Source organism: Dictyobacter sp. Z7_2 (genome assembly GCF_057551105.1).
On record NZ_BAAJPE010000002.1, the window covers coordinates 1,692,666 to 1,705,798 of the forward strand.

The window sequence follows — 13,133 nt, forward strand, 5'->3', positions numbered from 1 at the left end:
CGGTTCTCCTCTCCTCCCCGTACTGAAAAGGAAAAGAACACAATGGAAAATGAACTTAATCCGCTGTTTCTGCTGATCCAGCAAGCGCAAGCGGAAACACAAACGATCCAGCAATATATGGCCTGTGTCTATGATCGTGAGCATTATGATTACTGGCAACGGCAAGCGGCCTTGAAGTACCTCTTCATCCAGACACGACACTTAGAGGACTTAGTCAAGTCTCTCTATGCACAATATCATCAGATCGAAAGCCACATGAAGATTGAACTGGAAGTACGCGTAGAGTATGGGAACTAAGGAGGAAATATGCCGATGAATGCGCAAGACTTCCCAATCTATACCTGTCCTCAATGCGGCCAACAGGCTGTGTATACGGGATGTTGTTGGACTTCTGGTCATTATGTAGGTGTCTTTGAAGCGAACCTTATCTATAGGTGTACGTCTGGTCATGAATTGTATGTTGCCAGTTCTCCAGACACGGACCCTCTCTATCAGCAACGCCGGGAAGAGAATCGTACGCGTCGTGCATCATCGCCTCCTCCGTTTCCTGGCTCTGTGCCTTCTTCTGACATCTGGGTGTATGTCGAGAATGGTGTCTGGGTATGTGCGGTGATCGCTCAAGGGAAGGCGTTTGATTTTGATTTTTTAATAGTTGTCGTTGGTGATCAGGAATATGAGGCGTACTGGTCGTATGACGGGGATGAACACTGGTCTATCATTGAGACCGATATTGATCGATGCCTGGCGTGTAGTGCTGCGCATCTGGTAAGGAGATAATGCGATGACCTATGAGCAAGCGGTGATGTATTGTGCATCGTTGCAGCAACTTGTCGATGCTGGCTTGACGTTGAATATGCACATAGGGGGCGTGACGCTCCTGAGTGTGAATCAGGTGGGCGTTGTTGACGAGTGTCTGTTTGCTAGTGGCTATGGCAATGGATATAACTATCAAACGGTGCAGCTGTCGTTTCCCGTAGATTATATCAATGTGTCGTTCTTGTCTGATGCTTCCATAAACCATGTATGATCGTCTACTTGTCTCGTTGTCCTGGTAAGTAAACTGTGCAATATGATGCGGTCGTGATTGATGCCATCGTATTGCACACAATCAGGTAAAGGTGATGCATATGGCACGCTATGATGTGGCTCTCTGGCAAAAGTGGCCTTCTTACTCTTTTCCTGTGATTGCTTTGATTGAAGCGGATGACGGCGTTGAAGCGATTGAGGCGGTCATGAATCAACATCATTTTGAGTATATAGCGCATGCTGCGGTCAAACTGGAAGGTGATAGCTTTGTGGCTCGCTATCAGCATGTGATGCTGACTGAAGGTGCTCTCGAAGGTGATGCTGTGCTAGAAATGCGATAACGCTAGCCTGAGCGGTGCAGCAAGTAAATCGCACCGCTCAAAATACATTGGGTCATTAATAAAGGATATGTTCTATTGATTTTACTCAGCAGACATTGGTGAATGTTTTGAAAAGAAGTTGTGTATTCTTTCTAGGTATGCGAGCAGGTGTTGTCTCTCCTCTTCAAGTTGTTGTTGCCGCTTCTGTAAGAATTGGTGTTGTTCCTGCAAAAGTTCAGCACGTTTTTTGGGAGGAGTTTGTAAGAATTGGTTTTTATCAATCTGCACTTTTTCACCTCCTTCTTCTGGAAATGAACATAGCAACTTTTAATATACACGATATACACGAGCAAAAGGTTACAGATTTAGATGCCATGTGTTCCAAAAGTCATGAGCATACTGAAAAAAGGGGGGTTATTCTATGGGAACAAGTAACGTGAAACGTTTAAGCGTCTGCGCTGATACCTTGGTCTTGAATGTCTATCCAACGAATGGACAGTATCAGATAGAGCGTCATGATCTTCCTGCGGCTCTCAAAGCTGAATTAGAACTACTGAAAAAGCTTTCACAAGATCAAGAACAGCCGATACCGTCGCGCTTTGTCTTCGGTGGCTCCAATCTCAAGATGACACAAAAAGGCGGCGAGGGCTTTAACTGGATCTTGAAGAATAAAGAGATTACCCTGGCAGTGAACCGTAGTTCAAAAATGCTGTTGTGGGCACAGGTGCGCTGCTCCTCTGAATATCTTCAAACGGTGCGTGACCTGGGCAAGGTCATTTGTGATGTGCATATCTTCCTGACCACCATTTTAGGACAATTAATCACGCTCCAGCCGTCTGCGCTGGATCTGGCGGTGGATGTCGCGTTCCTGGATCTCGGTTCGATCCATGATGTGAAGGAGCACTTTGTCACACGGGCACAACTCACGGGCCAGATGCCGGCGGATGTTGGCGAATTGATGCTTGATGGTCCTGACGCGATCAAGCAACGGTGGGGGCGTCTGACTGGTCTGCCCTTTGGTGCTCGGACAGCTGCTGTCTCAGCCTTGATCTATGACAAGACACATGAGATTAAATATAAGTCTCCTGAGAAGTCATGGATGTGGGGTATCTGGGAACAAGAGGCTGAAAAACAGGGCTTTTGTCTGCTGCCTCACGTCAAGGTCTGGCGTATTGAGATGCGCTTTAAACGTCCAGCGTTGAGTGAGATGAAACAAGAGGAAAACTTTCACGGCATTGACGATGCCTATGATTTAGAGTCACACCTTCCTGGCCTCTGGTCCTATGCCGTTGGTCATGTTGGCGGTGGCCTGGATGGTTTGCCTGATGGGTGGCTGCGCTATGTGATTCCGGTTGAAGATACGAATCGTTCGCGCTGGCCAGTGCATCCAGATTGGGAAATAATTCAGTCTGCCTTTGTTCCTGAACCTCTGGAAGCGTCAAATTATGAGCGAGAACAGCAGGAGCGAGAAGAAATATTGCATGACTTGGACGCCTATGTGTCGGTCTATGGGCAATTGCCGTCGCTTCAATCTGACCTGGATAGGATCGATCTCTCTATGGTTCCATCACCTTCAATAGTTGAACAGCCTGTGCTGCCAGCTCCGACTGATCTTGCTCCCTATGTGCGTGGTCGCAAGCGCGAAGTGAATATGCGGCGGATGGTGGCACAAATTGCGGGATGTTTGATTACAACTGAAGCCTGGCGGAAGCAAAGTGATGATGAGACGGAACCAGACATTTCTACCACTGTTCATTTTATCTACTCAGCGGTTCAGGCATACCTGCAAGAAAAGAAACGGGACTTCTCCAAGGATGTGCATAAAAAGCGTGTGCTCTATGACCTGGAAGAGACATTAGCCCGTATGGATGAATCGATGATCTCTACTGATGATGATGGTGATAATACTGAGGCTTTGGCCTAGAAGGGGGTGTTCTATGCAATTTGATGGTAAAGATGGGGTTGTTAAACACTTCTTGATGGATGTTAGAGCAAGGAATCGTACACAAGGGACAATTGATTCTTATACACAACGTCTTGCGGTACTGGTGCGCTTACTGCTTGATCTCTTTCAGATAACTGATATCGAGCAAGTAAAAGTCGTACATCTAAGGTCTTGTGTGCAGTACTTAATGGATCATGGTGCTGGTAGTGTTAAAGGGCGGCGCTATGTTGATGGTTCTATGGATGTAGGTACTGTTCGTGGATACGTGCGTGTTTGGAAAGCGTTTTTTAATTGGTGTTATCAAGAGGAACTTATTGAGAATGATGTAGTTGCACGGTTGCGGTCTCCTCAGCCAACGAAGAAAGTGATATCTGCATTTACAGTTGAGCATATAGAAAAGATGTTAGCTGCATGTGACACTAGCACTGATCTAGGTTTTCGTGATTATATTATCCTCTTGCTTTTCCTGGATACTGGTATGCGTCTTTCTGAATTGAGCGGCTTGAACGTTGAAAGTGTGAATGATAATTTCGTAAAGGTTTTGGGCAAGGGTCGACGTGAGCGTGAAATTGGTATTCGTCCAGAAATAAGCAAGTTACTTTGGAAGTATATACATAAGTATCGTCGGTCTTCTTATCCTGGTGAAAAAGCACTCTTTTTAGGTCATGGTAAGGGCAGTGGTAAGCGATTGAGTATAGATGGCGTGAAGGGTGTTATTAGAAAAATTAGAGCTACTGTTGGTATTGATGGCGTCCGTGTTTCTGCTCATACATTCCGCCATACTTTTGCAAAAATGTATTTAAAGAAAGGTGGTGAACTTTTCAAACTTTCACGAGAATTAGGACATAGTAGCGTTAAAATAACAGAAACATATTTGCAAGACTTTGATAGCTCTGATGCACGAGAGGATCATAATAATTTTTCACCTATCTCTTTGCTTGATCTGGCAAAGAAAAAGAGGAGGAGGCATAGTAAGCAGGGTGAGTAAAAAATAGAGATACTAGGGTTTCTCTGGTTTGTTCTATTCTCTAGTATCATTCATAATTTATGGAAAATATAACCGTTAAGTGCCTGAAAACGCTTAACGGTATTGTGCTTGTGCTGGCTTGGGATCTGGCTTGACATACTTTTACTTCATTCTTTGCCTGCTTGATTTAATATATAGTATACGTTATTCTAGAGAATAGAGCGTATCTCGTCAAGAGATAAGGCTCGTGACTCCATTCTTGTTGGGATAAAAGAAATGTGGTAAGGTTTTGGGGAGTAGATTAGCATATATGGAAAAAGAAAACCCGAAAATGTCTATTAGAACAATACAAAGGCGCTTTATTCTTATCTGCGTCTTCCTGGTGCTTTCACTAGGTGCCACATTTATAGCGACCAATGCCACGATTAACGACGTAAAAACCGTCCACCAGCATCAAGAGATGGCACACGAGGGGGATGTACGGCTCATCCGCCAATGGATGACTATTCCTTATGTCTCTCATGTCTATCATGTTCCAACATCTATTCTCTATTCATCATTACAGCTGAAAGACAATCCAGCCAATCAGCATAGTACGCTCCAGACCCTGGCACTCCAACGGAAACAATCCGCCGACATCATCATTTCCAAGGTACAGGAGGCTATTTTGACCTATCGCAAATCACATCCCTTTACGTCGTATACGCTGTTAGTGACCCGCAGAGGGGGACATCAGGTCATTTGAGCACACTATTTCCAATTATTATCACCTGGTTGCAATTTTACGGCTATCCAGTGTTATGGCTCTGTGTCTTTATCGCCGCCATTGGTATTCCTCTTCCCATCAGTCTACTGCTACTCTCAACTGGAGCATTTGCAGCTTTGGGGGACTTTAATCTGCTTTTTATTTTTATCACGTCCTGGAGCGCTTCCGTCTGTGGGGATAGTGTTGGTTATTGGATTGGCTATAAGATTGGTCCCGGCATCATCCATTGGCTCAGTAGGCGCAAGCGTTTACGCATTTTTTCTCCCCGAGTAATGAGCCGTTCTCAAGAGTATTTTCAACGTAGAGGCGGTTGGGCAGTTTTTCTGAGTCGGTGCCTCTTGCCAGCCCTCGGAGGGGTAATTAATTTGTTAGCAGGCGCTGAACGCTATCCCTTTAAAAAATTCCTGGGGTTTGACATAGCGGGTGAAGCTTTAGGGATCCTACCAATCCTGATTTTGGGCTTCGTCTTTGGCACAAGCTGGGATGATCTTGGCGATCTGATCACAAACGTCTCCTTGCTCATTCTCCTGGTGCTGATTGCCATCTATTTAGTGATCTTGTTGCTACGTACCCTCCAACGTATGAAGGCCGAAAAAGCCAGGGAATTGGCAAAAATAGATGGCAATGTTAGCAATGATACTGCTGCGACGACACCTTTAGATCCATTGCAGACACAATGGCAACAAAAAAAATCTGAAAATGATTCTCTTTCTTGCCACTTTAAGAAGGGTTCAAACGTATAAACCTACAGATGGATTACACACAGATTACAGTCTTCCCAAGAAAACTACGTCAAATCCAAGCCATAGGGACTAGAATGAAAGTGTGACTTGCGTTATAATTGAGTAAAGGACATAGTTCCTTAAACTGATTGACAGTGACATTGTCTTGATGCTCTGGTTGACATATCAGTCGCAGTTTTTATGCACTGAGCCATGCAATCATAGAGTGATGTTTTTGTCAAACAAGAAAGGGAATAAATTCCAATTCGGCGATGTTTCTTTTAGTAGAGACTAGACGCGTGTCATTGATTTTCCTCCCACTCGGCTCGGACAGAAAGGTCCGGTGAAGGCTCGCTTTCCCTGAGTGTAGGACCAGACTGACGACGAACAGATATCTTGCTGCTTAGGATATACTACTTTTCATGGAGGGCGCACAATGATAGACACAAAGCGTGCCATGACGGGAACAACGCTTACCTTACATAAATCACATACTGGAGATTTGGACAAGCAGTTCGACATTGTCGAACAATTGCTTACGAAAAATCTTGACTATACATCAGAGGATGATGTGGAAGCTGGTGCGGATAAAGGCGACCACGAGTTGGATGATGATATGAATGAAGTGGATACTGGTCCTCTCGATGTAGAGACCGGTCCTTTGGAGTTAGAAGAACTTGTTGATTCTGATATCCACGAGGAGACCCCAACTTCTGAGATCGAAACCGATTCGCTGGCGGCTCTTCCCTCCGGTCATGCTGAGGAAGAACCTCCCGCACGTCGTACGGCTATGCGCCGGCGCCGTTCAGAGGATCAGGATGATAACCAGGTGAATTCCGCCGATGCTGGTGAGTCTGATGCGGTTATGACCTATCTTCGTGAAATTGGTCGGGTGCCGATGATTACTCATGATCGTGAAGTGGAGCTGGCTCAACGGATTGAGTCCGGCGATCGCGACGCGATGAAGCAGTTCATTCTCGCTAACTTACGTCTCGTCGTGAGTATCGCTAAACGCTACGTTGGACGTGGCCTGACTTTGCTTGATCTGATTCAGGAAGGCAATATTGGTCTTATCCGCGCAGTACAACGCTATGACTGGCGACGTGGTCACCGCTTTTCAACCCACGCTACCTGGTGGATTCGTCAAGCTATTAGCCGCGCTGTGGCCGATAAAGGGCGTACTATCCGCTTACCCGTCTACGTCAACACCGCACTAAACCGCATCCGTCGTGAGCGTCAACGCCTCCTCCAGGAGCTTGGTCGCGAACCTACGGAGATGGAATTGGCGGAAGCAACTGGACTCGATCCGATTCGTATGGTCGAGCTGCAATCAGCTCCTGGAGCTCCTGTTTCTCTTGAATTGCCGGTCGGCGAGGATGAAGAGCAGGAATTGGGCGATGTCCTGGCAGATACGGACTCCGCTTCTCCCGAAGAGTTGGCAACTACCCAGACGCTTAAGGATGAAGTGCAGCGGGTTCTTGAAGCTGTGCTTACCCCTCGTGAACAATTAGTATTACAACTGCGCTTCGGCCTGGGAAATGGTCAAGCTCATCCACTCGAACAGGTGGGACGTGAATTGGGTATCACCCGCGAACGTGTCCGCCAGATCGAAGCTGGTGCGCTGGCCAAGCTCCGTCAGCCTCCCGTGCTTGATCGCTTGCGCAGCTAAGTTATAAATAAAATGTGTCGGGTTTCCCGAGCGGATAGGCGTTGATAACGTATCCGCTCAGGAAACCCGACGCTTTTTTGTTGTCTCGCCTATGGAGTCAACTCTCTCCAACGTAGCGTCGTACGCTCGCGTGCGATGTCCCACTCGACGTACGATCAGGCACCCCAGCGTGGCTCGCCGAGATATTGCTGTCTCGTACGAGCCACTGGGACATCGCACGCGAGCGTGCGACGCTACTTTCGCTGGCCCATGTCGCGGGCAACGTGGACAACGCCTTTCACTTTTTCGAGCTTGAGAAAGAGGCGCTGTAGCTGTTCAAGGTCATTGATCTCCAGAGTCGCTGTGATGATGACTGTCTGATGATTGGTTGATACGGTTGAATTAATCTTCATCAGATTGGCGCCTGCATCCGAGACGACGGTTGCTACGTCGCGGATCAGACCAGTACGATCGTTGGCCGTTATCACAAGCGGTGCATTATAAAATTGCTGGCTCATGCCGGCCCAGTTGACGTGGATCAGGCGGTTGCGGTCTTTCTCGCCCAGGCGAGCAATGTTGCGACAATCTGAACGATGCACGATGACACCTTTACCACGACTGATAAAACCTACGATGTTGTCATCCGGCAGAGGATAGCAGCAATTGGCCAGCTTCGTTAATAATCCACTGACGCCTGCCACTTCAAGCTGGGCCACAGGCTGCTGCTTGCTTACAGCGTTTGGCAACGTTAAAGGAAGTTCAACCTCTTTCGTTTCTTTGACGTCTCTGTTTTCACGCTGCCAATACTCCAACAATTTTACTACGACAGCACGAGGACGTATGTCATCTGCTCCAATCGATGCCAGGATGTCTTCAAAGGAATGGACATCTAAACTATTGCAGACCCAATTTTCCGCGTCTTCAGTGATCGCATCTGAGCCTCGTGAACCGGCCGCCTTCAGCTCTCGCTCCAGGCGCTCGGCTCCGATCTGCATGTTAATTGGACGCTCATTGATTTTGAGATAACGGCGGATCTTGTTTCGCGCCGCCGTGGTGCGCGCAAAATGCAGCCAATCGCGGGTTGGATGAGCACTACGACTGGTCACGATATCCACGATCTCGCCATTTTTGAGCTCGTAATCGAGTGAGACCATCCGCGTAATCAGACGCTCGCCACTGCCGTCGCTCTCGGACGAGATGATACGCGCTCCAGAACAATGATCGCCAATCTTCGTATGCACGCGATAGGCAAAATCTAATGGGGTCGAGCCGACTGGCAGATCTTTGACCTCGCCTCTTGGAGTTAAGACAAAAATCTGTTCCTGAAAAATATCATCCTTGACGGCTTCAACAAACTCTGCATCACTGGTATTGGATGTACGTAGATCTTGCTGCCAGTCGGTCAGTTGACGTAACCAGGTTAAAAGTTCTTTGGCTGATGCCGAGGCATTATCTCCCACATCTTTGTAATGCCAGTGCATGGCGACCCCATATTCAGCCATCTCATGCATCTGATGCGTCCGAATCTGGATCTCAACCAACTGGTCATCCAGACAAAAGACCGTCGTGTGAAGAGCACTATAGCCATTCGGTTTGGGATTGGCGATGAAGTCTTTGATCCGCCCTTCCTTGGGACGCCATAAGCTATGGACGTGCCCCAGAACGACATAACAATCGGTGGTCGAATCCACCAGAATACGAAACGCGAGCAGGTCATGGATCTGGCTGATATCAGCCACGGCATTCAATTCTTCAAGGCTGGCATGATCGCCAGCAGCATGGATAATTTTTTTATAAAAGCTATAGGTATGTTTTACCCGTCCCGAGACCTCGGCCTTAACTCCAATCGAGGCCATATCCGCACGCAACATATCACAGACGCGCTCGACATACGAGCGCCACTGCTTCGTCTCCACATCCAGAGTCGTGCAGGCCCAGGCATAGCGATCGGGTTCAAGAATTTCGAAAGCCAGATCCTGCAACTCGCTCTCGATGCGTGACATTCCCAGACGACCAGCCAGCGGCGCGTAAATTTCACGCGACTCCTCCGCCATGACAATTTTTTCCTGCGCATCTCCCTGATACGAGATCTGGCTGGCGATACGCATCACATACAAGCGATAAGCCAATTTGAGTAGGACTACCCGTGGATCATCCGCCATTGCCACAAACATCTTGCGCACCGTCTCTGACTGTTGACGGCGCATAGCTTCACGTACACGAGGCTTCTTACTCTCTAAAGAAGAGATAGAATCATCATCACGTTCATTATACGTTTTTTTGGCAGAAGATAATTGAGTACTCTGAGTAGCTAACATTGCACCTGTGGCAGCATTTTGCTTCTTACGTTCCAGGATATTCAGACGTAACATACTTTCCACAATACGTGCAGTAGCCGCACCCAGGTTATACTCTACCTGTTCAGGGAGCAGCAATTCAGCATCCACAGCCTCATAAACCAGAGCTGCGGAAATCCCGATTGAATCCACATGCATCATCTGCGCCATAATTGTCGTTACAGCCAGAGCATAATCCAGAGGAGGGATAGGGCGTGTATTTGTCCCTGGCACATCTCGACACGCTGCCTGAGCGAGTCGAAAAGCACTCACGACATGCTCAATCTCGGCAGGTGTCATGTATTGACGTACCAGGGAGAGCAGTTCCTGCATCAAGGACGGGAAAGGAGGCTCAATAAATTGTTGTTCTACAGACCTATCTATCATCATTGCTTATGACCATCTGACATATCCTGAGAGGATTGTCCGGTACTAGTGAGATCTCTCGTAGCTATCAGCGACAGTATACGATCTTCGTTTACAAGTAGTTATACGTGCCAACATGCAACTTGTTGGAGCACCTATGCCTTGAGTGGAAAAGCGGCGATATCTCTCTACATCAATGTAGTTTCTTTCCATTCTCTCACATTCATTCAGCGGCTGTAAGCTGCGAAGGTAGGGGAAATCGCAGCTAAAAGCAGGCCAGAGCACGAACTAGCACCATCACACATATGCAATAGTAGGAACCCTATTTTCCTATTGCTCGCTCTACACTGACGACTGTTTTGACTTGACGTAGACGACGCAGGATACGTTCCAGTTGATCCAGAAACACTCCCTCATGCAAGGAGATCTCCAACGTGGCGGTGATCACAGCCTTCTGCGAAGAAGGATTCGTCGTTGAGGTTACTGAGACCATATTGATACCGGCATCGGTCACGACGGCCGCCATATCTCGTAACAAACCGGCGCGATCGTGGGCAACGAGTGTGATCGCGACCAGATAACTCTCTGGATGAATTTGCTGCCAGCTAACTTCCATCTGATGCGTGGCCGATTCTGGATTACGGCGCAATTGTTCGCAATCACAACGATGTACGATCACCCCCTGATCAGGCGTGACCTGGCCCACAATCGCATCACCAGGTATAGGACAACAACAACGTCCCAGTTGAAGCAGATTGGCATTCTCACTATCAGAGTGAGCATATGTCCCATTCTCCCGATCCAGCTCCCCGGAAGCCGTCAGAGGAAGTTGCGCCAGCAGAGGCTCTAAAACCTGCTCCAATTGCAGATCCTCACGTCCAACTGCTACATAGACATCCTCAGTGGTCGCATATTTCTTGAAGACTGTGCTGGCTAATGGTTCTTCGTGACAGAAAGCATACAGCAACTCTTCAACGTGCGTGTTCACGCCCGCTGCCCCATCAGCTTTCAAAGCCAGATCCAGACGCTCGCGGCCCAATTGTAGATTGATTTCACGCTCATAGGTTTTGAGATAGCGTCGAATTTTGTTCCGTGCAGCCGCCGTACGTGTAAAGGACAACCAATCCCGCGTAGGATGAACGGTACGGTTGACCATAATTTCGACGATTTCGCCGCCTTTGAGCTCGTAATCGAGCGGCACCAGGCGCGTTACCAGATGACCACTATCATCGGTATTCGTAATGATCCGTGCGCCGGCACAGTGATCTCCAATGTCAGTATGGATACGATAAGCCATATCCAATGGCGTCGAGCCAACCGGAAGATCTTTCACTTCGCCCTGAGGAGTAAAAACAAAAATCTGCTCCTGGAAAAGATCTCCTTTGACCGCCTCGACAAACTCATCGGCACTTGGCGGGAGATCGCGTTGCCATTCACGCAACTGCTCGATCCACGTCATCATCTCACGATACGAGAGACGCCAACTACCAGGCTTATTATCATCATGCTCGCCGTGATTTTTCTCGGCATGGCCCATACGCTCTTTGAGAAACCAGTAACTGGCGATACCATAATCGGCCGTCCTTTGCATATCATAGGTGCGGATCTGAATTTCGGCCAGGCGGTTCTGCAAACAAAAGACGGTCGTATGGAGCGACTGATAACCATTGAGCTTCGGCGTCGCGATAAAGTCTTTAATGCGTCCATCCTTGGGCCGCCAGAGCGCGTGGATATGTCCCAGAGCCAGATAGCATTCATAATCCGAATCCACCAGAATCCGAAAAGAGATCAGATCATGAATATGTCCCAGCTCGTTCCCTCTCATTTGCGAAGGAACATCGTCCAACTTACGATTAATACTGGCAAGATGCTTCTGCCAGGCCAGGACATCGGCCCGGATACCGGCATGCTGCATCTCTTCGCTCAAGACGCGACAGACTTCATCGATAAATGGTTGACGCCGCTTGACCTCTTCTGCGACCTGCTTGGATAGCTGCATATATTTTTCTGGCTCAAGATAGCCAAAGGCGAGATCTTCAAGATCGGCTTGCACCAGATTCATACCCAGGCGGCGAGCGAGCGGAGCATAGATCTCGCTGGTCTCTCGCGAGGTATTTTGCTGCTGCACTGAGGACATAGCACTCAGTGTGCGCATATTATGCAGACGGTCGGCCAACTTCACAACTACCACGCGTGGGTCCTCAGCCATCGCCAGGAGCATCTTACGAACGGTTTCGGTTCGGATGCGTCGTTTATCCACCAGCGAGGGGGGAGCACTTGAGATGGAGTCGTGAGGATCATCTGGATTATCTTTGGCAGGCTTCGTCCCGGCGAGTGTGTCAAACTTCGTGACGCCATCTACAATAATCGCCACCGCAGGACCAAACTGCTCGCGCAGATCTTCAAGCGAATATTCGGTATCTTCGACAACATCATGGAGCAAAGCAGAGACAATACCATCGGCATCGATGCGCATTTCAGCAAGCAGTAAGGCTACTTCCAATGGATGTTGAATATAAGGTTCCCCTGAGCGACGCAAAGCTCCCTTATGAGCACGATTTGCTAGATCGTAGGCGCGTTGAATCTTCTCCATATCTTCAGGAGTAAGATAGTGCTGGGTCTCAGCCAATAAATCTTGAATTGTCATCAGAGAAGGTGTCATTTTTGAGCCCCATGTCATTGTTGTACGAACCATGGGGATGATCCCCTGTCCTTCTCTGGTCTTCCCCGACTCATCGGCAACTTTATCGAAATTGGTAGCCATACTCTTCATACCTGCCACTACATGCTGTACCATCTGCCCATCCTCTGACTGGATAGTTGGTGAGCGTTTTTACTAATAAAGTGCCCCCAAAAGCGCTGTCTGAATATGGGAACACTTACATCTGGGCAAAACTGATGTTACTTCTCTATTATAAGGAGCAAAGTCAGACTGTCAAGCAGATACAATGGGTGGGAGGCTTAAAAAGGGACTATCGGGTAAAAAAAGGCCAAGCCAAGAACACACCTTAGCTAAGCCTTTTCATTTTTTGTGGGA

13 protein-coding genes are annotated in these 13,133 nt (G+C 48.0%); 10 read left to right on the forward strand and 3 right to left on the reverse strand.

The window, feature by feature from the left end; all coding sequences use genetic code 11:
• The first annotated feature begins 42 nt into the window (after positions 1-42).
• The 10 genes from AC27N8_RS20540 to AC27N8_RS20585 all read left to right on the forward strand — a co-directional run bounded on the left by AC27N8_RS20540 (position 43) and on the right by AC27N8_RS20585 (position 7,415).
• Entirely contained in the window at positions 43-297 is a 255-nt protein-coding gene (locus tag AC27N8_RS20540) for a hypothetical protein (RefSeq protein WP_487069272.1), read from the forward strand.
• Positions 298-306: 9 nt separating this feature from the next.
• On the forward strand, positions 307-777 hold the full coding sequence (locus AC27N8_RS20545) for a hypothetical protein (protein ID WP_487069273.1): 471 nt from the start codon (positions 307-309) through the stop codon (positions 775-777).
• A 4-nt stretch (positions 778-781) separates the two neighbouring features.
• Positions 782-1,027 carry a hypothetical protein gene (locus AC27N8_RS20550; RefSeq protein ID WP_487069274.1) on the forward strand — a complete coding sequence of 82 codons (246 nt, stop codon included), beginning with the start codon at positions 782-784 and terminating at the stop codon, positions 1,025-1,027.
• Positions 1,028-1,127: 100 nt separating this feature from the next.
• Positions 1,128-1,367, forward strand: a complete 240-nt coding sequence (locus AC27N8_RS20555; RefSeq protein ID WP_487069275.1) for a hypothetical protein — start codon at positions 1,128-1,130, stop codon at positions 1,365-1,367.
• A gap of 98 nt (positions 1,368-1,465) precedes the next feature.
• Positions 1,466-1,786, forward strand: a complete 321-nt coding sequence (locus AC27N8_RS20560) for a hypothetical protein (RefSeq protein WP_487069276.1) — start codon at positions 1,466-1,468, stop codon at positions 1,784-1,786.
• A complete protein-coding gene (locus tag AC27N8_RS20565; protein WP_487069277.1) occupies positions 1,768-3,270 on the forward strand; it encodes a hypothetical protein in 1,503 nt (500 codons plus the stop codon). Before AC27N8_RS20560 ends, AC27N8_RS20565 begins: the two co-directional genes overlap by 19 nt.
• Positions 3,271-3,283: 13 nt before the next feature.
• The gene (locus AC27N8_RS20570) at positions 3,284-4,279 is read left to right on the forward strand and encodes a tyrosine-type recombinase/integrase (RefSeq protein ID WP_487069278.1); all 996 of its coding nucleotides are present in this window, start codon (positions 3,284-3,286) and stop codon (positions 4,277-4,279) included.
• Between the two features lie 310 nt (positions 4,280-4,589).
• Positions 4,590-5,003: a hypothetical protein gene (locus AC27N8_RS20575; protein WP_487069279.1), complete on the forward strand. Its 414-nt coding sequence runs from the start codon at positions 4,590-4,592 to the stop codon at positions 5,001-5,003.
• On the forward strand, positions 5,000-5,767 hold the full coding sequence (locus tag AC27N8_RS20580) for a VTT domain-containing protein (RefSeq protein ID WP_487069280.1): 768 nt from the start codon (positions 5,000-5,002) through the stop codon (positions 5,765-5,767). Before AC27N8_RS20575 ends, AC27N8_RS20580 begins: the two co-directional genes overlap by 4 nt.
• A gap of 415 nt (positions 5,768-6,182) precedes the next feature.
• Positions 6,183-7,415 (forward strand): sigma-70 family RNA polymerase sigma factor, encoded by a 1,233-nt coding sequence (locus tag AC27N8_RS20585; RefSeq protein WP_487069281.1) that lies wholly within the window; start codon positions 6,183-6,185, stop codon positions 7,413-7,415.
• Positions 7,416-7,512: 97 nt separating this feature from the next.
• Here the strand turns inward: AC27N8_RS20585 and AC27N8_RS20590 are convergent, their stop codons facing one another.
• The 3 genes from AC27N8_RS20590 to AC27N8_RS20600 form a co-directional block, all read right to left on the reverse strand.
• Positions 7,513-7,677, reverse strand: a complete 165-nt coding sequence (locus AC27N8_RS20590; protein ID WP_487074837.1) for a hypothetical protein — start codon at positions 7,675-7,677, stop codon at positions 7,513-7,515.
• Positions 7,649-10,120, reverse strand: a complete 2,472-nt coding sequence (locus tag AC27N8_RS20595; protein ID WP_487069282.1) for a RelA/SpoT family protein — start codon at positions 10,118-10,120, stop codon at positions 7,649-7,651. The genes AC27N8_RS20590 and AC27N8_RS20595 overlap by 29 nt, the downstream gene beginning before the upstream one ends.
• Before the next feature lie 298 nt (positions 10,121-10,418).
• The gene (locus AC27N8_RS20600; RefSeq protein WP_487069283.1) at positions 10,419-12,893 is read right to left on the reverse strand and encodes a RelA/SpoT family protein; all 2,475 of its coding nucleotides are present in this window, start codon (positions 12,891-12,893) and stop codon (positions 10,419-10,421) included.
• Positions 12,894-13,133: the final 240 nt, after the last annotated feature.